This is a genomic window from Actinomadura sp. 3N508, assembly GCF_044326375.1.
GTDB lineage: Bacteria > Actinomycetota > Actinomycetes > Streptosporangiales > Streptosporangiaceae > Spirillospora.
Genome location: NZ_JBIRAX010000005.1, coordinates 50805 through 75228, shown reverse-complemented (window position 1 = coordinate 75228; position 24424 = coordinate 50805). Strand labels below are relative to the sequence as shown.

Sequence of the window (24424 nt, the reverse complement as noted above, 5' to 3'; positions counted from 1 at the left end):
GGACCCTCTCATCCCTAGGTCGAACGGGGGCCGGTGCGGATCGACACGGCCCCCGAACTTTTTTTGAAACCTTCCTGACCTGCGACGTCACCGCGCGGGCGCCCGGCCCGGCGTCAGGACGGCCGCCGCGAGCGCGCCCGCGGCCGCGGCGACGGCGGCGAGGACGAACCCGTCGGTGAACCCGTCCAGGGTGTCGCCAGCCAGGCTGGCCGCCGCGACGCTGGAGATGACGGCGGCCCCGATCGACGCGCCGAACTCGTGGAACGTGCTGACGATCCCGGACGCGATCCCGGACTCGTGCGGGGCCACCTGCCCGAGCGCGGTCGCCGACGCGACGACGAACATCGCGCCCGTCCCGGCGCCCGCGACGGCGGTGCCCGCGACGACGGTCCAGGGGTTCATCGACAGGGCGGGCACGGCCATCCCGATCGCGGCGAGCACGAGCCCGGCGACCGCGAGCGGGCGCGCCCCGGCGCGGGCGATGGCCCGGCCGGTGAGGTTCGCGCCGAGCATCGTCGCGACCGCGACGGGCAGGAACAGCAGGCCGGTCCGCAGGGCGCCGAAGTCCTCCGCGTGCTGGAAGTAGAACGTGCCGAGGAAGAACACGGCGATCATCAGGGCGGTCGCCATCAGGATCAGGAACGTGCCGGTGGCCACGGGCCGCCGGACCAGGAGCGCGACGTCCATCATCGGCGACGCCGCCGTCCTCTGCCGGATCACGAACGCCACATATCCGGCCGCGGCGAGCAGCACGAGCGCCCCGGTCGCGGCGGTGACCCAGCCGTGGTCCCCGGCACGGATGAACGCGTAGATCAGCGCCGCGGACGACGCGGTGACCAGCAGCGCGCCGAGCACGTCGAGCCGGGGACGCGGCACGGCCACCGCCTGGGCGGGCAGCATCCGGGCGAGGGCGGCGAGGATCACCAGGCCGAGCGGCACGTTGATGTAGAAGACCCAGGGCCAGCCGGGTCCGGCGGTGAGCGCGCCGCCGAGCAGCACGCCGAGAGCCGCGCCGCCGCCGCCGAGCGCGGACCAGACGCCGAGCGCCTTGTTCCGCTCGTCGCCGTCGAACAGCCGCACCACGAACGACAGCGCGGCCGGGGACATCAGCGCGGCGCCGACGCCCTGCGCGATCCGGCCGCCGAGGAGGAGGCCAGCCCCGCCGGCGAGCCCGGTCGCGAGCGACGCGGCCGTGAAGATCAGCAGGCCGGCCAGGACGGTGCGCTTGGCGCCGAACAGGTCGGCGGCCCGGCCGCCGATCAGCATCAGGCCGCCGAAGGCGAGGGTGTAGGCGCTGACCGTCCAGGTCACGGCCTGGCGGCCGAGGCCGAGGTCGGTCTCGATGTGCGGCAGCGCGATCGCCACGACGGTGACGTCGAGGATCAGCATGAGCTGCGCCACCCCGAGGAAGCCGAGGATGCGCCAGCGCAGGGGGTGCGCGGCGCCGTCCCGCGCGGCGGGGTCGTGTGTCTTCTGTGTCATCGCGGACTCTCCTTAACTCGTACGCCGTCGTACAACTTCTTGGAGAGTAACACGTATTCCCGTGTACGAGTTAGGATGTCCGGCATGCCGACCGCCGCTTCCGGACGCCGCCGGCGCGCAGACGCCGAGCGCAGCATCGCCCGCATCGTCGCCGCCGCCCGCGAGAGCCTCAGCCGGGACCCGAACGCCAGCATCGACGACATCGCCAAGGCCGCCGGGGTCGGCCGGATGACGCTCTACGGCCACTTCCGCAACCGCGCCGAGCTGGTCGAGGCCGCCCTGACCGACGCGCTGCGGGCGGGCGAGGAGGTCCTGTCGGCCGTCGACCTGACCGGCGACGCGCGCGCGGCGCTCACCCGGCTGCTGGAGTCCAGCTGGTCGCTCGTGGCCGAGTCGACGGCGCTGCTGACGGCGGCGCAGGGCACGCTGCCGCCCGGACGCATCCGCAACCTGCACACCGCTCCGGCGGAGCGCGTGGAGGAGCTCATCCGGCGCGGCCAGGATCAGGGCGTGTTCCGCACCGACCTGCCGATCACCTGGCTGGTGGGGGTCATCCAGTTCGTCCTGCACGGGGCGGCGGAGGAGATCCGAACCGGACGCCTGGAGCCGGACGACACCGCCCACGTCATCATCGCGACGGTGCAGTCGATCCTGGCCGTCCCCTCAGCGAACGACGGCTAGCGCGCCGAGAGCCTTCGCGTACCGGAGCACCGGGACGGGGACCGTGCCGCCGGCCGAGGTCGGCGCCGCGTAGGTCATGGCGCCGGTGTTGCGCCATCCATGGAACTCGTAGAAGCGGCGGGCCCGCGCGTTGCCGGGCACCACCGCGAGCCACGCCTCCGCGTGCTCGCCCGCGAACCGCTCCTCCGCGCTGCGCAGCAGCGCACCGCCGACACCCTGGCCGCGCGCCGACCTGCCGACCGCCAGCTGGACGACCTCGCCCTCCGCCGGGCCGAGGATGATCATGCCCAGGAAGCGGCCGTCGTCGTCGGTGGCCACGGTCGTGGAGCCGGCGTACTTCGCGGCGTGGACGGTGAAGTGCTCGGGGCCGCGCGCGTCCATCAGCTCGGCGGGGACGTGCCCGGCGTGGCCGTCGAGCCACGCCGCGCGCCACATCGGGGCGAGCCTCGGCAGGTCGGCCGTCTCGGCGGGTCGCAGGATCATCGCCGTCACCTTCTCCCGGATGCCGTGTCTTTCAGGTGCGCCGTCACTGGCGTATCCTTTTACGACAGTTACACGCTAACTCGGGCAGAGGTCACTGGTCAATTGCTTCTAGACAGTTACGTGGACGCGGGCGTGCTCGTCGCCGCCGATCTCGTCAACCGGCTGGTGATCCGTCCCGAAGGGGGCGAGGGCACGGCCGTCCTGCGCGAGGTCCTGGCCGTCGATCCGCCGTCCGTCGAGCAGCTCGCGCCCGGGCACGTGCCCAGCTTCGGCGAGCTGGCCCGCGAGCTGCGAGCCGTCTTCGGCGACCTGGCGGGCGGGGACGAGGACACCGCCGCCGGACGGCTCAACCGGCTGCTGGCGGCGCACCCCGCCCACCCGCACCTGGCCAAGGAGGACGGACGGTGGCGCCTGCACCACCACCCCGCCGGCGCGCCCCTGGTGCCGATGTGGACGTCCATCTGCGCCGAGGCCCTGGCACGGCTGCTGGCGGGCGGTCACGGCGACCGCGCCGGCTCCTGCGCCGACGACCGCTGCGGCCGGGTGTTCGTGGACACCAGCCGCAACGGCAGCCGCCGCTTCTGCTCGACCACCTGCCAGAACCGCGTCAAGACCGCCGCGCTGCGCCGCCGCCGCGCCGCCGCCCCGGACGGCTGACCGGCGTCGCGTCAGGCGCCGCGCGGGTACCGGGCGTACCGGGGCAGGCCCAGGACGCGCTCGGCGATGATGTTGCGGTGCACCTCGGTCGTGCCCGCGTAGATCGCGGTGCCCTGCGCGAAGCGGTGCGCCCACTCGATGACGCCGTCCTCCAGCGCGCCGTCCTCGCCGCGCCCGATCAGCGCCTTCGGGCCGACGAGGTCGATGATGTCGGCGGAGGCGCGGATGAGCAGCTCGGACGCCAGCACCCGGCCCATCGGCGGCGGCGTGTTGCGGGACGCCTCGACGTCCAGCGCGACCTGCCCGAGCCGGGCGCGGACGAGCGGGTCGTCGATGGGCCGCGTGCCGTCCGCCCGGACGTCCGTCACGGCCCAGTGGAGGGTGTGCTCCAGCAGCCGCTCCAGCGTGTGGAAGTACGTCAGCCCGGACGGGTTGATCTCGGCGAGCCCGTGCGCGTCGTCGCGGCCGATGCCGTGCTCGGCGCGCAGCGGCTCGGACAGGACGGCCCACCCGTGCCCGCGCGGCCCGAGCCGGTAGTGGTCGGGGACCTGGACGTCGCCGTAGTAGACGACGTTGGTCCGCTCGCCGCCGAGCGTGTGCACGGGCCTGATCTCCACGCCCGGCGAGTCGAGCGGCACCAGGAACATCGTCAGGCCCGCGTGCTTGGCCGCGTCCGGCTCGCTGCGCGCGAGCAGGAAGCTGTACTGGCAGTTCTGCGCGCCGGTGGTGAACATCTTGGAGCCGGAGATCGTCCAGGTGTCGCCGTCGAGGACGGCCTTGGTCCGGGCCCCGGCCAGGTCCGAGCCGGTGTCGGGCTCGGTGTAGCCGAGGCAGACGCACACCTCTCCCCTGGCGATCCGCGGCAGCACGTCGGCCTTGAGGTCGTCGTTGGCGTAGGCGCGGATGCCCGCCACCGACAGGCCGGTCGTGCCCTTGGTGATGCTCGGCGCGTCGCGGCGGCGCAGCTCGCGGTCCAGCAGGTGGACGCGCAGCGGGTCGAGCCCGGCGCCGCCCTCCTCGACCGGCCAGGCGGGGAAGACCCAGCCCTTAGCGCCGAGGGCCCGGTGGAAGGCGCGGTTGTGCCCGGCGCCGGTCTCCCATTCCTCGTCCAGGACGTCCTGGGTGAGGTGCTCGTCGAGGAACGCGTCCACCTCCTTCACGAAGGCGGTGAGGTCCTCGTCCAGTTCCAGCACGCTGAAGTCCATGTGTCTCAGCTCCTCACGCGGTCGGCGAGCAGGTCGCCGATGGCGGACAGCTCGGCCCTCGGGTCGCCGGCGAGCACGCTCCAGCCCTTGGCCCGGCGGAAGTACAGCTGGACGTCCGACTCGACCGTGAACCCGAAGCCGCCCTGGACGTGCGTGGCGACGGTCACCGCCTTGGTCGCGGCCTGGGCGCCGTAGGCGAACGCCATCGGGATCAGTTCGGGCCGGGTGCCCGGTTCGCTGGCGGCGTACCAGGCCGCCTTGCGGGCGAGGTTGCGGGCGCCGACGACCGCAGTGTGCGCGTCGGCGAGCGCGTGCGAGATCGCCTGGAAGGCGCCGATGGGCGTGTCGAACGCGGTGCGGTCCTTGACGAAGTCGAGGCCGAGCGCGAGGGCGCCCTCGCCGAGCCCGGCCAGCGCGGCGGCGGTGAGCAGCTTCCATTCGCGCACCGCGCCCTCGTACAGCTCGCGCGCCCGGTCGCCCCTTGCGAGGACCACACGGTTCTCGGGGGAAGGACGCCACCAGGCGATCGGCGCGCGCCCCTGGTTCCCGACCGGCGGCTGCGGCTCGGCCGCGTCGTGCAGCACCAGCTCGCCGCCCGCCAGCGCGATGACCGCGCCCGTGATCGCCCCGGCCGGGACGAGCTGTGCCGCGCCATCGGCGTCTGCGGGACGGAGTGCGAGCGTCGGGAACCGGCCGCCCTCCGCCGCGCCGTCGATCCACGCGGGCGCGGCGTCCGGCGCGGCCGCGGCGAGCAGCCGGAGCGCGACCGCCGCCTCGATCAGCGGGACGGGCGCGAGATGGCGGCCGAACGTGCCCGCCACCAGCGCGAGGTCCAGGACGGACGCCCCGCCCCCGCCGATCGCCTCGGGGATCCCCATCGTGGCGGCGCCCGTCCGGGCGAGGGAGCGCCAGAGCTTCTCGTCGTAGCCGAGCGGCTCGGCGTCCCGGACCCGCGAGCCGGGGCACTCCCGGAGGAAGAACTCGGCGAAGACCGCCTCGACGTCCTGCTGTTCCTCGCTGAGCCTGTAGTCGTTGCGTCTGAGCTCCGGGCGGCGCGCTGTCTGCACGGCATCTCCTTCCGGTCGCCGTAAATCTACCAGTCGTCTGGTAGTTTGCCTAGCCGTGCGCGGCGCGCCCGTCGACGGCGACGCGGCGGTGCGCGAACAGCCAGCGACCCCCGATCAGCACGTATTCGTCCAGGTAGCGGCCCCAATGGTCGAGGCCGTGCGGCATCAGGACCTGGAAGTGGCTGCGGCCCTTCGCACGGTCCCCGCCCAGCAGGTCGATCTGGTGGGTGGCGGTGAAGTGCCGGACGTAGGGCGGCACGCCGCGTGCCTGCGCGGCCGCCCGCCAGCGGTCCCCGGTGCCGGTGAAGATCGTGGCGATCTCGTCGCGGCCCCGGTAGGTGCGCCCGTCGCCGACGTCCATCGTCGCGTCCGGCGCGAACAGCTCCAGGAGGTGCTCGAACCGCCCGCTGTCGCCGTTGGAGTTGTAGCGGGCCACCAGGTCGCGGATGCCCTCCCGGGCGGCCAGCTCCCAGAGCTCCATCAGGACGCCCGCTCGGCCGCGCGCCACGGGGTGTGCTCGGGCGGCTCGCCGCTCAGCCGGAACTGCGGCAGCGCCAGGCCGTCGCCGAGATCGGTGAAGCACACCCGGACGCGCAGGCCGATCGCCACGTTCGCCTCGTCCTCCGGGCGGGCCGGGTCGGCGCCGTCCACCAGGTTCGCGATCTTGCGCAGCGAGACGGACTCGTCCTCGGCGCCGCCGCGCCACGGCACGCCGCGCTGTTCGTCCAGCTCGACCAGCACCACCGGGTAGGGCACCCAGTCGGCGAACGCGGGATTCACCGCCCGCGCGACGACCTGGTAGCTGTAGATCACCCCGGTGCCGGCGACCGGCCGCCACTCCCATTCCAGGCCCGTGCAGAACGGGCAGGCCGCGCCGATCTGCCCGCGCATCAGCCCGCACTCCCCGTTCGTGCAGCGCTGGACGACCAGCTCGCCGCGTCCGGCCGCCTCGAAGTACCCGCGATGCTCGGAGCCCGCCGGGTCCGCCGCGATATCGAAGCCCTTGTAGACCGCCACCGCTACCTCCTCATGATCAGCGCGCTGGACACCGCCGGGGTCCCCCAGCCCATGTTCATCGCCAGCTCCACGTCCCGGACCTGGCGGCAGCCGCCCTCGGCGTAGTCGTAGGTGTGCCGCCCCTCCCGCCACCCCGGGCACGAGTCGTCGGCCTGGTGGCGGAGCTGCCGGACGTTCTCGATCACCAGGTTCATGCCGTGCGTGTAGCCCTCGCAGAGCTGCCCGCCGCTGGTGTTGTTCGGACGCGCCCCGCCCAGCTCGATCGTCCCGCCGGACACGTACTCGCCGCCCTCGCCCTCCGCGCAGAACCCGTAGCCCTCGAACAGCAGCACGGGCGTGAAGGTGAAGGCGTCGTAGCAGCCGGTGAGCTGGATGTCGGCGGGCTCCACCCCGGCGTTGCGGAACGCGATCCGGCCGCCGTAGTAGCCGGCCTGCCGGGTGATCGGGTCGCACTGGTAGTGCGCGAGAGGGTCCTGGTACGGCTTGTTGGCGCGGCCGACCACGGACATGATGTGCGCCGGACGCTGCCGCAGGTCGCGGGCCCGGTCGGCGGACGTCACGATCACGCAGGTCGCGTTGTCGGTCTCGATGCAGCAGTCCAGCAGGTGGCAGGCGGGCTTGACGATCCAGCGCGAGTCGAGCACGTCGTCGACGCTCACGCGCTTGCGGTAATACGCCCGGGGGTTGTTGGACGCGTGCTTCGCGTGCGCGACCTTGACGTGGGCCAGCTGCTCGTTCGTCGTCCCGTAGGTCTGCATGTGCCGCGCGAACGTGAACTGGAACCGCTGCGCGGGGCTGCCGATGCCGTAGGGCGTGGTGTCGAGCGCGTCGCCGACGAGCCGCGCGGGGCCCGGCCCGGTGGGCGCGGGACGCCCGCCCATCCGCAGCGACGAGTAGCCGTTCATCGACCGGAACACCGCGACCGTGCGGCACATGCCCGCCTCGATCGCGCCCATCGCCAGCCCGATGATCGTCTCGGTGCTGGACCCGCCGCCGTAGGTGTCGGTGTAGAAGTTGAGCCGGATGCCGAGGTCGGTCGCGATCGTCTGGGACAGCGTCGAGTCGCCGACCTGGTAGCAGAGCATGCCGTCGATGTCGGTCGCGTCCAGCCCCGCGTCGTTCATCGCGTTGCGGACCGCCTCCACGCCCATGCTCCGGGTGGTGCGGCCCGAGCCGCGGACGTAGTCCGTCTCCCCCACCCCGACGATGCAGTACTTGTCCTTGAGGCCGCCCATCAGCCGTCTCCCGTCCGCGCGATCACCTCGTCGGCGAAGCGCTTGATGCCGTCCAGAACGTCCTCCCTGGTGATCCGCCCGGTATGCCCGCGCACCGGGGACGCGATGACGCGGGTCACGCCCAACTCCTCCGCGCGGCGCACGGAGCCGACGTCGGCGGGCACGCTGCACGTGACCTCGAACGGCTCGTCCGCCCGGCCCGCCTCCTCCCGGGCGGCGCGCACCACCGCCAGCATGCGGGCGACGTCGTCGAGGTCCTTCGCGCCGATCTCGATCCAGCCGTCGCCGAGGCGGCCCGCCCTGCGCAGCGCGGGCGGGGACGTGCCGCCGACCTCCACCGGGATGCCGCGCCCGCCGCCGCGCCGCTGCACCGGCTTGGGCTCGAACGCCACCGGCCCGAACGCGTAGTGGCGGCCCTCGTGCGTGACCGTCTCCTCGCTCCACAGCCGGCGCAGCAGCGGGATGATCTCGTCGGTGCGGCTGCCGCGGTCGCGGAACGACTGGCCGACGATGCCGAACTCCTCCTCCAGCCAGCCCACCCCGATGCCGAGCGTGACGCGTCCGCCCGACACGCGGTCGAGCGTCACCACGGACCGCGCGGTGGTGATCGGGTGCCGCAGCGGCAGGACGTACACGTTCGTCGCCAGCCGGATCCGCTCGGTCGAGGCCGCGATGGCCGCGAGCACCACCCACGGGTCGTACATCGGGGTGCGGGGCTCGATCGGCGGGCGGCCGTCGGGCGTGTAGAGGTAGGTCGGCGGGATCTCGGCGGGGAGCACCAGATGCTCGGGCACCCACACCGACTCGAAGCCGTTCTCCTCCGCCAGCCGCGCGGCCTCCGGCTGGTGCCGCGGACTCAGCCCGTACATCGGCAGCCCGAACCTCATGCCCCGCTCCTCCCGTCCGACGGTGCGCAACGCGATCCTATATCTACCAGACGGTTGGTTGACTAGCGAGATCCGGTGATGGCATCGTGAGGTCATGCCGACACAGCGGATCTTCACGACGCCGACGCCGGTTCCGGAGGCCATCGCGACGGTGCTGGCCGAGGCCGGGATCGACACGGTCTTCGGCGTCCCCGGCGGCGAGACGGGCCGGATCTTCAACGCGCTGGAGAAGTACCGGGACTCGATCCGCACGATCGTGGTCCGGCAGGAGTCGCTGGCCAGCGCCATGGCGGAGGTGTACGGGCGGCTCACCGGCCGTCCCGGCGTGCTCATCGGCCAGGGCCCCTGGGTGCTCGGCTACGGCGTGATCGGCACGCTCGAAGCCCACCTGTCGAGCAGCCCCATGCTCCTGCTGACCGACTTCTCCGACGGCGCCGGGCTCACCCAGCACGGCTCGTACCAGACGGGCACCGGCGAGTACGGGAACTGGGACGCGCGGCAGAGCTTCGCCGGCATCACCAAGGAGGTCGTGGACGCGCGCGGCCCGGCCGAGGCGGTGCACGGCACGCAGCTCGCGATCCGGCACGCGCTGGCCGGGCAGCCGGGTCCGGTCGCCGTCCTGTACTCGGGCGCGGCGCTCCGCGGAGACGTCGGGCCCGGGTCGCGGCCCCGCCTCTACCCGACCGCCGGGTACCTGCCGCAGGCGTCCCCGCCCGCCCCCGCCGATCGTGTCGAGGCCGCCGCGGAGGCCATCGCCTCGGCGCGCCGCCCTGTCGTGATCGCCGGGAACGGGGTACGGATCGCGCGGGCCGAGGACGCGCTGCGCCGCTTCGCCGAGACGCTCGACGCGCCCGTCGTCACGAGCCCGTCCGGCAAGGGCTGCATCGCCGAGACCCACGACCTCGCGCTCGGCGTCTACGGCACCTTCGGGACCGGGGCCGCGAACGCGGCGGTAGGCGGCGCCGACACGGTGATCGCGGTCGGCACCAAGCTCAGCTCCGGCGACACCGCCATGGAGAACCCGGACCTGCTCGACCCGGAGCGGCAGACGCTCGTCCACGTGGACGTGGAGCCGCTCAACGCCGGGCGTTCGTTCCCGAGCGAGCACGCCCTGCTCGGCGACGCCGCCGCCACGCTCGGCCACCTCACCGAGGCGCTCGGCCAGGGCGGCACCGGAGGCGGCCGGGAACGCGTCGCGGAGCTGCGGGAACGGCACGGCCACTTCGACCATCCGGCGGCCACGTCCGGCGCCACACCGATCATGCCGCAGCGGCTGATCGCCGAGCTCGCCCGCGCGATCGGCGACGACGGCATCGTGACCTGCGACGCGGGCGAGAACCGGATCTTCATGACGCACTACTACCGGACGCCGAACGCCGGCGGCTTCCTGCAGGCCGCCGGGATCGGGCCGATGGGCTACGCGATCCCGTCCGCGCTGGGCGCCAAGCTCGTGCATCCGGGACGGCGCGTCGCCGCGGTCACCGGCGACGGCGGCTTCGCCATGACGATGAACGGCCTGATGACGGCGGTCGAGCACGGCATCCCCATCGTCACCGTCGTGTGCAACAACGCGTCGCTGGGCTGGGTCGTGCACGGCGGCTCGTCGGTGTCCCATTTCAACGACTTCGACCATGCGGCGATCGCCCGGTCGATGGGCTGCCGGGGCGTCCGCGTGGACGACCCGGCACGGCTCGGCGACGCGCTGCGCGAGGCGTTCGCCGAGGAGGAGCTGCCGACGGTCGTCGACGTCAGGATCTCGATGGAGACGTCGTTCCGGGACGTCACGTCACCCCTGGTGCGTGTTTGAAGGAGGAGAGGACCCATGCCGCTGGCCTCGAAGGACCCCTGCGCGCGGGACCAGCGCTGCCCGGACTGGTGCGCCCTGGACCATTCCGGGACGCGGACGGCGCTGCTGCACGAGAGCGAGACGCAGGGCCTGTCCCTGTCGCATCGCCACGACGTGCGGCTGCCCGAGTCGATCGACGCCAGGGTCGTGCAGTACGAGCCGGACGAGGCCGCGGACGGCGGTGACGCCGCGGAAGCCGCTTCGCCGTCCGTCGAGCTCAGCTACCACGTCGGGCCCCGCTACCGGGTGATCAGCCTGTCGCCGTACGAGGCGCGCCGGCTCGCCGGGATCCTGCTGGCCTGCGCCGACCGCACCGAGCAATAGCCCCCGACCAGAACGGCCGCCTCCGGGGTCTCCGGGGGCGGCCGTTCTGGTGACCGGGGTCCTGTTTATGCGGGGGCCTCGGCGGTGTCCTTCTGGGCGGGCTTGACGGGCGGGGCGTTGCGCCAGTCCGGGACGCCGTGCTCGGGGGTCGCGACGATGCTCTCGCCCTTGGTCTCGGTCGACCAGTGCGCGTGGTTGAGCTCGTGCAGCGTGAAGCAGGAGTTCAGCGAGTTGTAGAAGCCCATGTTGTCGACGGTCTGGTTCACCGACTCCTTGATCAGCAGCGCGGCCATGGTGGGGAGCGCCGCGATCCGGCGGGCCAGCGCGACGGTGTCGTCGGCGAGGCGGTCGGGGGTGAACACCTTGCTGACCATGCCGAGGCGGTGCGCCTCGTGGACGTCGATCGAGTCGCCGGTCAGCAGCAGCTCCTTGGCCTTGCGCGGGCCGAACTCCCACGGGTGGCCGAAGTACTCGACGCCGCACATGCCGAGCCGGGTGCCGACGACGTCCGCGAACTTGACCTTGTCGTCGGCGACGATCAGGTCGCACGCCCACATCAGCATCAGCCCGGCCGCGTAGACGGTGCCGTGCACCTGCGCGATGGTGATCTTGCGGAGGTTGCGCCAGCGGCGGGTGTTCTCGAAGAAGTAGTGCCACTCCTGGAGCATCATCTTCTCGATGCCGGTGCGGGAGCCGCCGTTGATCTTCGTGGTCGGGTGCTGGTCCGGGCCCGGGCTGTACTCGGCGCGGGCCTCCGCCGAGCCGATGTCGTGGCCGGAGGAGAACATCGGGCCGACGCCGCCGAGGATGACGACGCGGACGGTGTCGTCCTGCTCGGCGCGCAGGAAGGCGTCGTTCAGCTCGACGAGGAGGCCGCGGCTCTGCGCGTTGCGGGTCTTCGGCCGGTTCAGGAGGATCCGGACGATCGTCCCGCCGTCGAGCTCCTCGTAGGTGACGAACCTGTAGTCGGGCTTGTCGGTCACGGCATGCTCTCTTCCTGTTCGCCGAGCAGTTCCGCGCGCAGGTCGCGGCGGAGCAGCTTGCCCGTGTCGGTGTAGGGCAGTCCGGTGCGGAATGCCACGTGCTCGGGGGTGCGGGACGAGCGGAGCCGCGCCCGCACCCAGTCCTGCAGCTCGTCGCGGCCGGCCTTGTGACCGTCGTGGAGCACCACGGCGGCGACGACGCGCTCGCCCCATTCGGTGTCGGGGAGGCCCACGACGGCCGCGTCCGCGACGGCGGGATGCGCGGTGAGGACGTCCTCGATCTCGCCGGGCGAGATGTTCTCCCCGCCGCGGACGATCACGTCGTCCAGGCGGCCCTCGACGTAGAGGTAGCCGGCGTCGTCGAGGCGGCCCTCGTCCCTGGTCGGGAACCAGCCGTCGGCGCGGACGGCGCGGCGGTCGAGATACTCGCCCGCGACCTGCTCGCCGCGCACCCAGATCTCCCCCGCCGCCCCGGCCGGAACCGGCCGCCCGGACGGGTCGCGGATCTCGACCTCCACCGAGGGCACCGGGACGCCGACCGAGCCCAGCCGCCGCCGGACGGCGGGGTCCGCGCTGCCCATCGCGGCGCGGTGGTCGCCGGGGCCGAGCACGGCGATCGTGGAGCTGGTCTCGGTCAGCCCGTAGGCGTTGACGAACTCCACGTGCGGGAGCAGCCGCATCGCGCGCTCGATCACCGGCACCGGCATCCGGCCGCCGCCGTACGACAGCGTCCGCAGCGCGGGCAGCGGGCGCGGGGTCTCGGGGAGCGCGTCGAGGATGCGGCCGAGCATCGTCGGCACCACCATCGCGTGCGTGACGCGCTCCCGCTCGGCCAGCCGCACCCACGCGTCCGGGTCGAACGACGGGAGCTGCACGATGCGGCGTCCGGCGTAGACCGAGGTCAGGACGGCCGAGATGCCCGCGATGTGGTACGGCGGGACGCTCACCAGCGTGGCCTCGTCCTCCGCCGCGCCCATGAACTCGACCGTCGACACGACGTAGGACGCCAGGTGCCGGTGCCGCAGCACGGCGGCCTTCGGCTCGCCGGTCGTGCCGCTAGTGAACAGCAGCACCGCGATCCCGTCAGGGTCGGCGCCCGATGGGGCAGGGCCCTGATCGGTGGTGGTCGCGTCGAGGAACGTCGCCGCGTCGACGGGGGCGAGCGCGTCCTGGAGGGTGCGGACCCGTCCGGTGAAGGCGGGGTCGGTGACCGCGACGCCGGGGACGACGCGGCGCAGCACGGCCGCGAGCCGCTCGTCGGCCAGCCGGTAGTTGAGGGGGGCCATCGGGATTCCGGCGAACGCGGCACCGAACAGGAGAAGCGGCACGGCCGGGGAGTTCACGCCCAGCAGGACGGCGTGGCGCGCGTCGCGTCCGGCGAGCCAGGCGCCGGCCCGCCGGGAGCGCTCGTGCAGCTGCTCGTAGGTGAGCATCTGGGCGGGGCCGCCGTCCCGGGGGCCGATCGCGGCGCGGCCGCCGAACCCCTCGGCGGCCATCTGGAGCAGGAGTGTGACGTCCATCGGCGGGCTCAGTCGGACGACGGCAGCGGCTTGGCGTCCTTGATGCCGAGCGGCTCGTCCGCCTCCGCGAGCGAGCCCGTGCCCGCCTTGGTGCACAGCAGCTCGAACCGGCCGCCCGCGCCGACGTAGCGCTTGCCGAGCAGGACGCCGTCCGCGAAGCCGGGTTCGGGCGCGGCGCCCGGTTCCGCCGTCGCGTCGATGGCGATCATCGGACGGCCGCCGCAGCGCAGATCCACCTCCTCGCCGCTCGCTCTGACCACCACGACCTCGCCGTCGCACACCGCGCTGCGCAGCCGCGAACCGATGCTCAATATCACCGCAGACCCCCTCCGACCGGTGCGAATCTCAGTTTCCAGCATCTCATAGCCGGACGGTTAAACAACCAACCGTCTGGTAGATATGTTAGGGCCGGGCGAGCGGATTCGCCAGGGCCGGGGCCACGAGAGGGCCGAGAGAGGGAGCGGAACGTTGTTCGAGATCGGCAGGTTCTACCACGCGATCCACATGGTCTCCGACCTGGACGCCGCGGACGGCTGGTACGACCGGGTGTTCGGCGTCGAGCGCTTCTACAAGGGGCATCTGGCCGTCGAGAAGCGGGACGCCTCGCTCGTCGTCATCGCCGACTTCGTGATGGAGCCGATGATGTCGAGCCGGCTGCCGGGCGCCGAGGCGACCCCGGTCGGCAGGTTCTACGCGCGGTTCGGCGAGCACCTCCACTCGCTGGCCTGGTACGTCAAGGACCTGCGGGGCCTCTACGAGCGGCTGCGCTCGGCGGGCGTGCGCGTGACCGGCCCCGGCGGCGCGGACATGGAGGCGGCATCCGCCTCGGGCGAGTTCCCCGGCTCGCTCTACACCCACCCCAGGGACAGCCACGGGGCCATCGAGTTCGTGGACGTCGAGGCGGTCAGCGGCCTGGTGGACCCGCGGTTCCGTCCGGGGTTCTCCACGTCCTACTGGAGCGACGAGCATCCGCTGGGCGTCGAGCGCGTCGCGTACATGACCGTGGTCGTCCGCGACCTGGACCGGGCGGCCGGGTTCTACGCGGGCGCGCTCGGCGGCGAGGTGCTGCGCCGGGGCCGCGGCGCGGACGCGACCGACAGCGTCTTCGTGCACGTCGGCGAGGACACGGTGATCGAGCTGGCCCGGCCGGACGACGAGCGGAGCCGGGCCGGCCGCGACCTCGCCCGCAACGGGGAGATCATGCACTCGGTCACCTTCGAGGTCCGCGACCTGGACGCCGCGCGGCGGCATCTCGCGTCCTGCGGGGTGCGGATCGCCGAGCGCCAGTCCGATGACCTGGTCCTCGACCCGGACGACTGCTTCGGGGCCGTGCTGCGCCTGACCGAGAGCCGAACCCCCGGGCGCTGAACCGCCGGCCGTGGCGTTACCGGGGGCCCCGTCCCCGGCAACGTCACGGCCGGCCCCCGACGACCTCATGGGGCGCGGGCCGGGGTCGTCAGCCGCCGAGGGTGATGTTCCCGCGGGCGCGGGCCACGAGCTCGGGCATGACGGCGGCGAGCTCGTCGGGGTCCCAGCGCCGGCCCTTGTCGACGACCGGGCCCTCGTTCCAGCCTTCGAGGACGCTGATCCGGCCGCCGTGGACGTTGAAGACGCGCCCGGTCACGTCCTTGGACTCGCTCCCGGCGAGCCAGGCCACCAGCGGCGCGATGTTCTCGGGGGCGAACGGGTCGAAGTCGTCGCGGGCGGCCATCCGCTCCTGCCCGCGCGGCGTGATCATGCGGGTGCGCGCCGACGGCGACACCGCGTTGACCGTGATGCCGTAGCGGGCCAGCTCCAGCGACGCGATGATCGTGAACCCGGCGATGCCGGCCTTGGCGGCGCCGTAGTTGCTCTGCCCGGTGTTGCCGAACAGGCCGGACACCGACGAGGTGTTGATGATGCGGGCGTCGACCCGCTCGCCCGCCTTGGACCGTTCCCGCCAGTGCCGGGCGGCCTCCCGGGTGACCAGGAACGTGCCCCGCAGGTGGACGGCGATGACGGAGTCCCACTCGTCGTCGGTCATGTTGATGATGGTGCGGTCGCGCAGGATGCCCGCGTTGTTCACCACGGCGTGCAGCGCGCCGAAGCTGTCGAGGGCCAGCCGGACGAGCCCGGCGGCGCCGTCGGCGGTGGACACGTCGTGACCGCTGGGCACGGCCTCTCCACCGGCGGCGACGATCTCCTCGGCGACCTCCTTGGCCGCGGCCGAGTCGGGGTTCGCGCCGTGCACGTCGCCGCCGAGGTCGTTGACCACGACCCGGGCGCCCTGGCGCGCGAGCTCCAGCGCGTGCCCGCGGCCGATCCCGCGCCCCGCGCCGGTGACCACCGCCACCCGGCCTTCGCACATCCTCGCCACAGCCGTTCTCCTCACTTGTCGAGTCGAAGGAGGGCGACCCCTCCAGCGGGGGCGGTCGCGGGCCGCGCCCGGGGCCGCCCGCCCTCTGCTAGACTACCAACCGTCTGGTCGATATCCAATTGCCGGCAAGGGTTTATCCGAAGGCTCGGCAGAACGGCCTGGCCGGTTTACCCGGATTCGCCGGACGACTTCGCCACAACCTCGTCGGAACCGCCGAGGCCGCGGATGAAAAAGGTCGCGTACCAGTCGGCGAGTTCGGCGTAGGAGAGCCGCCCCGAAGGCTTGAACCACGTCTGCGTCGTGTTCATCAGCTCGAACAGCGTGCTGGTCACGACGCTGGGGTCGATGCCCGAGTCGAAGTCGCCGTCGCGCATTCCCTGCTCGATTATCTCCTTCGCGAACGCGCTGAATTTGTCGCGTTCGGCGATGACCTCCTTGAGGCGCTTGCCGCGCAGCCTCCCGAACTCGCTCTCCGCGACGCCGCGCCAGAGGCGCTGCTTGCGGTTCAGCGCCATCCACCGCCGGATGAAGGCCCGCAGCCGCACGGGCGCGGCGGCCTCCGCGATCGCGGGCTCCTCCACCAAAGAGGGCTGGTGGGCGTCCAGGGCGCGCTGCACCAATTCAAAGAGCAAGTCTTCCTTGTTCTTGAAATAGTAGTACATGCTGCCCTTGAGGATGCCGACCGTATTGGCGATGTCCTGCAGGCTTGTGGCCTCGTAGCCCTTCTGCGAGAAGATCTTCGCGGCGGCTTCGACAATCTCTTCCCAACGCTGTTCTCCGGCCACCCGTGATTTGGTGGCGGTGCGCTGTCGTCCTTGGGACACGCTCAAAATCATCATTCCCTTCATCGATTCGGCGTGCCCGGCGAGTCTACCAAGCGCGAGGTCGCGAAATCGCCCGTACTCGCATGTCAGGCGATGGCGCCGGACTCCTTCAGCCGGCCGATTTCCGCCCAGTCGTGGCCCAGCTCCAGCAGCACCTCTTCGGTGTGCGCGGCGGCCTCCGGCGCGGGCCGCAGCTCAGGCTGGCGGCCGTCGAACCGCACCGGCGCCCGGACGAGCGTGATGTCCTGCCCGGACGGATGCTTGACCTCGGTCGTGTAGCCGTTCGCGGTGACCTGCGGGTCGTCCAGGACCTCGGGGAGCGTCTGCATCGCCTCCCACGGCGCGCTCAGCGGGCCGAGGCGCTCGCGCCACTCCGCGAGCGTCCCGCTCTCGAAGGTCGCGGCCAGCTCCGCGACGCACTCGGCGCTGTTGGCGTTCCGCTGGGCGGCGCCCGCGAAGCGCGGGTCGCCGACCAGGTCCTCGCGGCCGAGGTGCCGGCACAGCGGCGCCCACCAGCGGTCGGACTCCAGCATCAGCAGCGCGATCCAGCGGCCGTCGCCGGTGCGGTAGACGTGCGAGATCGGGTTCGGGACCTTGACCTCGCGGCGGCTGAAGTCGCCGCCGATCGCCTTGGAGTACACGACGTCGCTGGAGTTCACCCAGAGCGCGGTGCCGAGCAGCGACACGTCCACCTCGGACGGCGTCCCGGTGGTGGCGCGGCGGTACAGCGCGGCGGCGACCCCGAAGGCGAGGTTCATCGCACCGGTCTTGTCGCCGAAGCCGGGGCGCTGCCGGGTCGGGCGCTCCGCGCCCTCCTCGGTGAGCGCGTGCGCGATGCCGCTGCGGGCCCAGAACGCGCTCATGTCGTAGCCGGGCTTGCCGCTCTCGGGGCCTTCCGGGCCGACCGCGTCGGCGCGGACGTAGATGATGTCGGGGTTCACGGCGCGGAGGTCGTCGACGTCGATGCCGAGCTTGGCGCGGTTGCCGGGCAGGAAGCTCGTCATGAACACGTCGCAGCGGGCCGCCATCTCCAGCAGCAGCTCGCGGCCCTCCGGCTTGGAGATGTCGAGGCCGACGCTGCGCTTGCCCCGGTTGGTCTGCTCCATCGTGATGCTGATCCCGGCCATGCTGGGCGCGTAGCCGCCGGTGGACAGGCCGCGCTGCGGGTCACCGCGCAGCGGATGCTCGACCTTGACGACGTCGGCGCCGAAGTCGGCCAGCACGGCGGCGGCCGCCGGGACGAACGTCCAGGTGGCCACCTCCAGCACGCGGATCCCGTCGAATATGCCGTCCATCTCGTGCAGCTCTCCGTTCCTCACGTGCTCACGCGGGCGCGGGGCCCGCCAGGGCCTCCCGCAGCGCGTACTTCTTGATCTTTCCGGACGCCGTTCTCGGCAGGTCGTCGACGTAGCGCCAGATACGCGGGATCTTCTGCGGGGCGAGACCTCCCGCGCGCAGGAACGCGGCGAGGCCGTCCGGCTGGACGGCGGCGCCCGGCCGCAGCAGCACGAACGCGGCGGGCTGCTCGCCGAGCCGCTCGTGCGGCGCCGGGACGACCGCCGCGTCCAGCACCTCGGCGTGCCGGACGATCGCGTCCTCGATCTCCCGGACGGAGATCTTCTCCCCGCCCCGGTTGATGATCTCCTTGGACCGCCCGGTGACCTGGCAGGAGTACCGGACTTCGCCGTCGCCCGTGTCGTGCGCGGTGAGGAGGCCAAGGTCGCCGGTGCGGAACCAGCCCTCGCCGGTGAAGCCCTCGCGGGTGTGCGCCGGGTCGATGTAGCCGAGCGCGAGCTGCGGGCCCCGGACCAGGAACTCCCCCGCCTCGCCCGCGGGCAGTTCGGCGCCGTCCGGGCCGAGCACCCGGATCTCGCAGCCCGGCATGATCCAGCCGTCGGTGGCCAGGCGGATGTGCGGCGGGTCGAGGCGCGGGCTGCTGCCGGTGACACCCGGGCACTCCGTCATCCCGAACGCCCTGGCCGGGGCGAGGCCCTTCGCCTCGGTCGCCTCGGCGAGCGAGGTCGGGATGGACGAGCCGCCGCACGGGTAGCCGCCGGGCAGCGGCAGCCGGTCGATGCCGCGCCGGTCGAGGGCGTCCACCAGCTCCTTCATGAACACGGCGGCTCCCGCGGACGTCGTGACCTTGTATTCGAGGATGTCGTCGATGGCCTGGTCGGCGTCCCACCGGTCGCGCAGGACGACCGACGCGCCCGTGTAGAGCGGGACGGCGATGGCCGACAGGAGGCCGGTGGCGTGCGCGACCGGTGCGGGCATGTAGGCGCGGTCCGTCCAGGTGGTGCCGGACGCGCGGGTCGAGCGGACCGGTGACGCGATCAGGCCGCGGGTGCTGTGCACGACGGCCTTGGCGCCCGACGTCGTGCCGGAGGTGAAGCCGATGAGCGCGGGTGCGTCCGGGTCGATGTCGGTGGCGATGTCCGGCTTGCCGGTCACCGTCGTCTCGAAGGGCGTCCAGCCGGTGGCGGTGCCGCGCAGCACGACCCGGACGGACGGCTCCCAGCCCGCCATCCGGCACGCCTCGTCGATCAGGTCCGGATGCCGGCAGCCACGGAAGTCCGCCGCCGTCACCACGCAGGCCGGGCGGACCGCGGCGACGATCGCGGCCACCTCGTGCTCGCGGTAGATCGGCACGATAGGGGCGCTGATCGCGCCCGCCGCCCAGATCCCGTACGCGACGGCCAGCGACTCCCACCAGTTCGGCGCCTGCCAGGCCACGACGTCGCCGGGGCCGACGCCGCGCGAGCCCAGGAACCCGGCGAAGCGCCCGGCGATGCCGGCCAGCTCCCGCCAGGTCAGCCGGACGTCGCCGTCGTACACGGCGGTCAGCCCGCCGAACTCCACCCGGTTGCGCGCCATCAGGGAGCCGATCGAGACGGGCACCTGGTGCCCGTGCCGCTCGTACCGGGCGTTCAGTCCTGGCGGTCTCGGCGCGGGCGCGAACTCGAACGATCCCATCGGGCTCCCCTCCACGTTCCTGGCCTGATCGGAGTCTCGGGGTCGGTTCAGTGGTGTCGGGGTCGGGGTGAGGTATCGGCAGGGTCTGGGGGACGGTTCAGAGGACGCTCGCCTTGCCGCGGCCATCGGCCGCCATGCCCGGCGCGGTCGCGAAGCTGCGGATGATGGCGTCCTGCGCGAACGACGCGACCAGCCGCCCGTCGCGGGCGAAGGCGTGGCCGCGCCCGTAGGAGCGGCCCCGTCCCGCGTAGGGGCTCTCGTGCGCCAGCAGGATCCAGTCGCTCACGTCGGCCTCCTCGTGGAACGTGACACTATGCCCCAGGATGCCGGTTGAGAACTTGTCGTGCGCGTCGGCGATGGTGAGCTCGGGGTGCGGGCGCATCGCGGCGCCGATCAGGAATCCGGCGCTGGCGTGGGCGAGCATTCCCTGCGCGATCGCCGGTTCGGCGGAGGTGTCGCCGGGCATCCGCGTCCAGACCGAGAGCTCGGTCGGATCGGCGGACGGGTCGGCGGCGGCCGTGGAGCCGTTGAGGTCGGCGCCGCCGGCGACGCGCAGCTCGCGGCCGACATACGGGTCGGTCACCGATTCGAGCGCCTCGGGCGGCTCGACGGCGGGCATCGGCGCGGCGTGCCGGATGAGGTCGTCGTCGTCCGCGGTGAGCAGCGCCATCGCCCTGGCGCAGAGCCGCCCGCCCTGCGTGACCGTCACCGTGGCGCTGGCCATGGTGCGGCCGGCGTGCAGGAACTCGACCTCGAAGTCGATCGGGCTCGTCTTGGACGCCGTCCGCGCGAACAGCGCGTGCACGGTCTTGATGCGCTTGCCCGCGGCGGGCTCGCCGCGCGCGGCGGCGACGGCGCACTGCCCGATGAGCTGGCCGCCGAACACGACGTCGCGTTCCGGGCTGTCCACGCTGTCGCCGCGGAACCGGTTCGGCTCCAGCCGCTCCAGGTCGAGTGCGCTCGCGAGGTCGGCCACGATGCCCATTCCGGTACCTCCACCGCTTCCCGGGACGCTGCCCGCAACGTAGCCCGCATCCTAAGCGCGGCTGATCGGATTGTCTACCAGTCGGCCGGTAGATGATCCCGGCTCGTTGACTACCAGCCGACCGGTTGACAAACTGGTCCTTGACCCACGTGAGAGGACTGACATGACGACCATGCAGACTCCCGATCTCAACTGGCTGATCTCCGTCGACGACCATGTCATCGAGCCCGGCCATGTCTGGACCGACCGCGTCCCCGCCAAGTACAGGGACGTCGCGCCGCGGCTCGTCCAGGACGCCGAGCACGGCGAGGTCTGGGTGTACGAGGACCGCAAGGTCCCCTCGTCCGGGCTCGCCGCCTCCGCCGGACGCAAGAAGGAGGAGTTCACCCCGAACGCGATCCCCTACTCGGAGATGCGGGCGGGCTGCTACGACTCCGTCGCGCGGCTGGAGGACATGGACCGCGCGGGCATCCTCGCGTCCCTCTGCTTCCCGTCCGTGCCGCGCTTCTGCGGCCAGCTGTTCTGGGAGGCCGAGGACAAGGAGCTCGCGATGCTCTGCGTCCAGGCCTACAACGACTTCATGATCGACGAGTGGTGCGGGTCGGCGCCCGGCCGCTACATCCCGCTCGTGATCGTCCCGCTGTGGGATCCCAAGGCCGCCGCCAAGGAGATCGAGCGCACCGCCGCCAAGGGCGCGCGGGGCGTCGCCTTCTCCGAGAACCCGGCCCCGCTCGGTCTCCCGACCATCCACGACCCGAAGCGCTACTGGGACCCGCTGTTCGCGGCGGCCCAGGAGACCGAGCTGATCGTGTGCATGCACGTCGGCTCCTCGTCCACCATGCCGAAGATCAGCCCCAACTCGCCGTTCATGGCGAACATGACCTGGGGCGCCAACCGGACGTCGGGCGCGCTGCTCGAATGGCTGTTCAGCGGCATCTTCCAGCGGTTCACCAACCTGAAGATCGCGCTGTCGGAGGGCAACATCGGCTGGATCCCCTACTTCCTGGAGCGCGCCGAGCAGGTCCTCGACCACCAGCGCGCCTGGATCCAGCGCGGCGAGGCGTTCGGCGGGTCGCTGGAGGGCAAGCACGCGGTCGGGTCGCTGGACCTGGACAACTTCGACCTGCGGCAGACCTACCACGACCACGTGTTCGGCTGCTTCATCGACGACGTCCACGGCATCCGGAACCTGGACGTCATCGGCGAGGACAACGTCATGATCGAGACCGACTACCCGCACTCGGACTCGACCTGGCCGGACTGCATCAAGCTGGCCCAGGAGCGGCTCGCCGACATCGACCCGCAGGTCGCCTACAAGGTGCTGCGCGGCAACGCCGAGCGCGTGTTCCGCTTCACCCCCGCCGACCCGCCGGCGACGGCCTAGGGCCACGTCCATCGAACTGCGGCGCGCCGCCCTCACCGGCGGCCTCGGCCTGATGGGGGCGGCGCGCCGCGCGTTTCCGCGGAAGGGATAGGGATGGACGAGGTGGCGGCCGGGCTTCTGCTCGTCCGGGTGGTCGTGGGGCTGACGCTCGCGGCCCATGGCTACAACAAGTTCTTCGGCGGCGGCCGCATCCCGGGCACCGCGCGCTGGTTCGAGAGCATCGGCATGCGGCCGGGCCGGCTGCACGCCCTGTTCGCCGCGTCGACGGAGATCGGCGCCGGCGTGCTGTTCGCCGCCGGGCTGCTGACCCCGCTGGCGGCGGCCGGGTTCGTCGGGCTCATGCTCGTCGCCGCGTGGACGGTGCACCGGGAGAACGGCTTCTTCAGCGCCGGGAACGGATGGGAGTACAACCTGATCCTCGCCGTCGTCGCCGCCGGGGTCGCCACGACCGGGCCGGGCGCCTGGTCGCTGGACGACGCGATCGGCCTGGATCCCGGCGGCTGGGGCCTGCCGATCGCGGCGGGCGGCGGGCTCGCCGCGGGCGCGGGGCTGCTGGCGGTCTGCTACCGCCCGGCGCCGCGCCGCCGGGAGGCCCAGGAGACCGCCGCCGCTCAGGCGGAGACCGCCTGAGCGGCGCGGGGGTCCGGATCACCGGAGGCTCAACGTGGGTGCGGGCCGTCGCCGTCGGCGGCGGCCCGCTGAGCGTCCGCGAACCGGAGGCCCGATCCAGCGGTGTCCGGTTCGGTGTCCCGGACCGGCGGCACCCCGAGCAGCGAGCCGTAGATCTCGATGGCCTTGGCGATCAGCGCGTCCGCGTCCTCTAGCGTCTCGCAGTCGGCGACCTCCCGGGCGATCCCGCCGATGGAGCCGGTGACGATCGAGGACAGCGCCCGGTCGGCGAGCGGGTCGCTGACCTGGAGGAGCTTGGTGTTCTGCCGGGCCCACTCCTGGCTGAAGCGGCGGGCCACCCCGGCGAACCCGGCCGGGGCGTCGCCGTCGGAGACCATCCGGACCAGGCCGCTGTGGTGCCAGGCGCTGGTCAGGTAGGCGCGGGTGCCCGCGAGGAACAGCCGGCGCCCGTCGGTGACGCCTGCCGCACGCAGTAACGTCACCGCCTCGCGGGTCCGTCCGGACTGCGCGTCCATGTAGCGCGACCAAAGCGCGTGGTACACGCCGTTCTTGCTGCCGAAGTGGTAGTAGAGCGCGCCGACACTGGTGCCGGCGCGCTCGGTGATGTCGGTGACGCTCGTGCCGTAGAAGCCCCGTTCGGTGAACAGCTCTTCGGCCGCGTTCAGCAGGGCGTGGGCCTGGCCGTTCTCCCCGCCCTCGGACTTGCGCATGGACCCCATTCTCCCGCCGCCGCGGCTCAACGGGTCGGTTTACGCGGCATCGAGAGGATGTGCCATGCGAGCAGATTTCGCTGGATCTGGGACGAGCCGCCGTACACGCTGATGGGCCGCGACCGGAAGTACCCGGCGAGCACCTCGGGGGCCGCGCCCGTCACCGCGTCCGCGCCGGCGAGATCCAGCGCGAGGTGGTACAGCGACTGCTCGGCCCGCGACCACAGCAGCTTGCCGACCGACCCCTCCGGGCCGGGCTCCCGGCCGGACACGCGCAGCGAGAGCTGCTGCGCCACGTTCAGCCGCAGCGCCTCGCCGAGCACGTACGCGCGGGCCAGCTCCCGCCGGACCTCGGGACGTGCGGTGAGGCCCTTCGCGGCGGCCGTCTCCTCGATGGCGCGCAGCGTCTTGCGGTAGTTGGAGATCATGCCGACGTCGGCGGGGCCGCGCTCGTAGGTGACGGTCGTCATCGCGATATGCCAGCCCTGGCCGGGCGCGCCGAGCATCTGGTCCGCGGGGATCTCGACGTCGTCCCAGAAGACCTCGCTGGTCTCCGGCTCGCCGTCCGCGAGGACGATCGGCCGGGTGGTGATGCCGGGGGTCTTCATGTCGACGAGGAACGCGGAGATGCCCTTGTGCTTGGGGGCGTCCGGGTCGGTGCGGGCGAGCAGCAGGCACCAGTCGGAGTACTGGCCGCCGCTCGTCCACATCTTCTGGCCGTTCACGACGTAGCCGCCCGAGGCCTTCTGCTCGGCGCGGGTCTGGAGCGCGGCGAGGTCGGAGCCCGCGCCCGGCTCGGAGAAGCCCTGGCACCACTGGATCTCGCCGCTCAGCAGCGTCGGCAGGAAGCGGCGCTTCTGCTCCTCGCTCCCGTAGGTGTAGATGGCGCGGCCGAGGTAGTTGACCTGGCCCGGCACGGGCGGGCTGTCGGACGCGCCGACCTCCTCGTTGAGGATCGCGTCGTAGACGGGGCTGAGGTCCTGGCCGCCGTACTCGCGCGGCCAGGCCATGCCCATGTAGCCGGCGTCGTAGAGGCTGCGGTGCCAGCGGCGCCGGATCGCGGCCTTGGTGTCGTGGTCGGCGGCGGTGTCGTAGTCCGCCGGGGCGTTGCCGGCCAGCCAGTCGCGCAGCCGGGCGCGGAAACCGGCCTCCTCGGGGGTGTCCCGGAAGTCCAT

General features: G+C 72.6%; 25 protein-coding genes. 7 read left to right on the top strand and 18 right to left on the bottom strand.

What is annotated here, in order from left to right:
- Positions 1 to 87 precede the first annotated feature (87 nt).
- Entirely contained in the window at positions 88 to 1482 is a 1395-nt protein-coding gene (locus tag ACH34S_RS19240) for an MFS transporter (RefSeq protein ID WP_395954054.1), read from the bottom strand.
- 84 nt (positions 1483 to 1566) lie between these two features.
- Here ACH34S_RS19240 and ACH34S_RS19235 point away from each other — a divergent pair, with 84 nt between their 5' ends.
- A complete protein-coding gene (locus ACH34S_RS19235; protein WP_395954053.1) occupies positions 1567 to 2163 on the top strand; it encodes a TetR/AcrR family transcriptional regulator in 597 nt (198 codons plus the stop codon).
- Here the strand turns inward: ACH34S_RS19235 and ACH34S_RS19230 are convergent.
- On the bottom strand, positions 2146 to 2646 hold the full coding sequence (locus tag ACH34S_RS19230) for a GNAT family N-acetyltransferase (protein ID WP_395954052.1): 501 nt from the start codon (positions 2644 to 2646) through the stop codon (positions 2146 to 2148). The two genes, ACH34S_RS19235 and ACH34S_RS19230, sit on opposite strands and share 18 nt — an antisense overlap.
- A 102-nt stretch (positions 2647 to 2748) precedes the next feature.
- On the opposite strand from ACH34S_RS19230, the gene ACH34S_RS19225 reads away from it, so the two are divergent.
- The gene (locus ACH34S_RS19225) at positions 2749 to 3303 is read left to right on the top strand and encodes a CGNR zinc finger domain-containing protein (protein WP_395954051.1); all 555 of its coding nucleotides are present in this window, start codon (positions 2749 to 2751) and stop codon (positions 3301 to 3303) included.
- An 11-nt stretch (positions 3304 to 3314) separates the two neighbouring features.
- Here the strand turns inward: ACH34S_RS19225 and ACH34S_RS19220 are convergent, their stop codons facing one another.
- Genes ACH34S_RS19220 through ACH34S_RS19195 form a run of 6 tightly spaced genes read right to left on the bottom strand, consistent with a single transcriptional unit; the run spans position 3315 to position 8714 of the window.
- Positions 3315 to 4508: an acyl-CoA dehydrogenase family protein gene (locus tag ACH34S_RS19220; protein WP_395954050.1), complete on the bottom strand. Its 1194-nt coding sequence runs from the start codon at positions 4506 to 4508 to the stop codon at positions 3315 to 3317.
- A gap of 5 nt (positions 4509 to 4513) precedes the next feature.
- Positions 4514 to 5575 carry an acyl-CoA dehydrogenase family protein gene (locus ACH34S_RS19215; protein ID WP_395954049.1) on the bottom strand — a complete coding sequence of 354 codons (1062 nt, stop codon included), beginning with the start codon at positions 5573 to 5575 and terminating at the stop codon, positions 4514 to 4516.
- Positions 5576 to 5624: 49 nt separating this feature from the next.
- Positions 5625 to 6056 (bottom strand): nuclear transport factor 2 family protein, encoded by a 432-nt coding sequence (locus tag ACH34S_RS19210; RefSeq protein ID WP_395954048.1) that lies wholly within the window; start codon positions 6054 to 6056, stop codon positions 5625 to 5627.
- Complete coding sequence (locus ACH34S_RS19205) at positions 6056 to 6592, bottom strand: Zn-ribbon domain-containing OB-fold protein (RefSeq protein WP_395954047.1); 537 nt, start codon at positions 6590 to 6592, stop codon at positions 6056 to 6058. The genes ACH34S_RS19210 and ACH34S_RS19205 overlap by 1 nt, the downstream gene beginning before the upstream one ends.
- A gap of 2 nt (positions 6593 to 6594) precedes the next feature.
- Positions 6595 to 7827, bottom strand: a complete 1233-nt coding sequence (locus ACH34S_RS19200; RefSeq protein ID WP_395954046.1) for a thiolase C-terminal domain-containing protein — start codon at positions 7825 to 7827, stop codon at positions 6595 to 6597.
- Positions 7827 to 8714, bottom strand: coding sequence for an LLM class F420-dependent oxidoreductase (locus tag ACH34S_RS19195; RefSeq protein ID WP_395954045.1), 888 nt, complete (start codon positions 8712 to 8714; stop codon positions 7827 to 7829). The genes ACH34S_RS19200 and ACH34S_RS19195 overlap by 1 nt, the downstream gene beginning before the upstream one ends.
- Before the next feature lie 94 nt (positions 8715 to 8808).
- On the opposite strand from ACH34S_RS19195, the gene ACH34S_RS19190 reads away from it, so the two are divergent.
- Together ACH34S_RS19190 and ACH34S_RS19185 are read left to right on the top strand one after the other, a co-directional pair.
- The gene (locus tag ACH34S_RS19190; RefSeq protein ID WP_395954044.1) at positions 8809 to 10521 is read left to right on the top strand and encodes a thiamine pyrophosphate-binding protein; all 1713 of its coding nucleotides are present in this window, start codon (positions 8809 to 8811) and stop codon (positions 10519 to 10521) included.
- A gap of 15 nt (positions 10522 to 10536) precedes the next feature.
- Complete coding sequence (locus ACH34S_RS19185; protein ID WP_395954043.1) at positions 10537 to 10884, top strand: DUF6907 domain-containing protein; 348 nt, start codon at positions 10537 to 10539, stop codon at positions 10882 to 10884.
- 65 nt (positions 10885 to 10949) lie between these two features.
- Here ACH34S_RS19185 and ACH34S_RS19180 read toward each other — a convergent pair whose 3' ends face one another.
- The 3 genes from ACH34S_RS19180 to ACH34S_RS19170 are packed head-to-tail and all read right to left on the bottom strand — an operon-like array spanning position 10950 to position 13704.
- Entirely contained in the window at positions 10950 to 11867 is a 918-nt protein-coding gene (locus ACH34S_RS19180; protein WP_395954042.1) for an enoyl-CoA hydratase, read from the bottom strand.
- Positions 11864 to 13387 (bottom strand): class I adenylate-forming enzyme family protein, encoded by a 1524-nt coding sequence (locus ACH34S_RS19175; RefSeq protein WP_395954041.1) that lies wholly within the window; start codon positions 13385 to 13387, stop codon positions 11864 to 11866. The genes ACH34S_RS19180 and ACH34S_RS19175 overlap by 4 nt, the downstream gene beginning before the upstream one ends.
- Positions 13388 to 13395: 8 nt before the next feature.
- The gene (locus ACH34S_RS19170) at positions 13396 to 13704 is read right to left on the bottom strand and encodes a hypothetical protein (RefSeq protein ID WP_395954040.1); all 309 of its coding nucleotides are present in this window, start codon (positions 13702 to 13704) and stop codon (positions 13396 to 13398) included.
- Between the two features lie 151 nt (positions 13705 to 13855).
- Here ACH34S_RS19170 and ACH34S_RS19165 point away from each other — a divergent pair, with 151 nt between their 5' ends.
- Positions 13856 to 14755: a VOC family protein gene (locus ACH34S_RS19165; protein ID WP_395954039.1), complete on the top strand. Its 900-nt coding sequence runs from the start codon at positions 13856 to 13858 to the stop codon at positions 14753 to 14755.
- 88 nt (positions 14756 to 14843) lie between these two features.
- Here the strand turns inward: ACH34S_RS19165 and ACH34S_RS19160 are convergent, their stop codons facing one another.
- From ACH34S_RS19160 to ACH34S_RS19140, 5 genes are all read right to left on the bottom strand, one after another.
- Positions 14844 to 15734 carry an SDR family oxidoreductase gene (locus ACH34S_RS19160; RefSeq protein ID WP_395954540.1) on the bottom strand — a complete coding sequence of 297 codons (891 nt, stop codon included), beginning with the start codon at positions 15732 to 15734 and terminating at the stop codon, positions 14844 to 14846.
- Between the two features lie 176 nt (positions 15735 to 15910).
- A complete protein-coding gene (locus tag ACH34S_RS19155) occupies positions 15911 to 16591 on the bottom strand; it encodes a TetR/AcrR family transcriptional regulator (RefSeq protein ID WP_395954038.1) in 681 nt (226 codons plus the stop codon).
- Positions 16592 to 16653: 62 nt separating this feature from the next.
- Complete coding sequence (locus tag ACH34S_RS19150; RefSeq protein ID WP_395954037.1) at positions 16654 to 17886, bottom strand: CaiB/BaiF CoA transferase family protein; 1233 nt, start codon at positions 17884 to 17886, stop codon at positions 16654 to 16656.
- 4 nt (positions 17887 to 17890) lie between these two features.
- Positions 17891 to 19540, bottom strand: coding sequence for an AMP-binding protein (locus tag ACH34S_RS19145; RefSeq protein ID WP_395954036.1), 1650 nt, complete (start codon positions 19538 to 19540; stop codon positions 17891 to 17893).
- A 97-nt stretch (positions 19541 to 19637) separates the two neighbouring features.
- Positions 19638 to 20525: an acyl-CoA thioesterase gene (locus tag ACH34S_RS19140; RefSeq protein ID WP_395954035.1), complete on the bottom strand. Its 888-nt coding sequence runs from the start codon at positions 20523 to 20525 to the stop codon at positions 19638 to 19640.
- 163 nt (positions 20526 to 20688) lie between these two features.
- Here ACH34S_RS19140 and ACH34S_RS19135 point away from each other — a divergent pair, with 163 nt between their 5' ends.
- Together ACH34S_RS19135 and ACH34S_RS19130 are read left to right on the top strand one after the other, a co-directional pair.
- Entirely contained in the window at positions 20689 to 21909 is a 1221-nt protein-coding gene (locus ACH34S_RS19135) for an amidohydrolase family protein (protein ID WP_395954034.1), read from the top strand.
- A 93-nt stretch (positions 21910 to 22002) separates the two neighbouring features.
- A complete protein-coding gene (locus tag ACH34S_RS19130; protein WP_395954033.1) occupies positions 22003 to 22539 on the top strand; it encodes a DoxX family protein in 537 nt (178 codons plus the stop codon).
- A 29-nt stretch (positions 22540 to 22568) separates the two neighbouring features.
- On the opposite strand, the gene ACH34S_RS19125 is transcribed toward ACH34S_RS19130, so the two are convergent.
- Positions 22569 to 23249 (bottom strand): TetR/AcrR family transcriptional regulator, encoded by a 681-nt coding sequence (locus ACH34S_RS19125; protein ID WP_395954032.1) that lies wholly within the window; start codon positions 23247 to 23249, stop codon positions 22569 to 22571.
- 26 nt (positions 23250 to 23275) lie between these two features.
- Positions 23276 to 24424: an acyl-CoA dehydrogenase family protein gene (locus tag ACH34S_RS19120; RefSeq protein WP_395954031.1), complete on the bottom strand. Its 1149-nt coding sequence runs from the start codon at positions 24422 to 24424 to the stop codon at positions 23276 to 23278.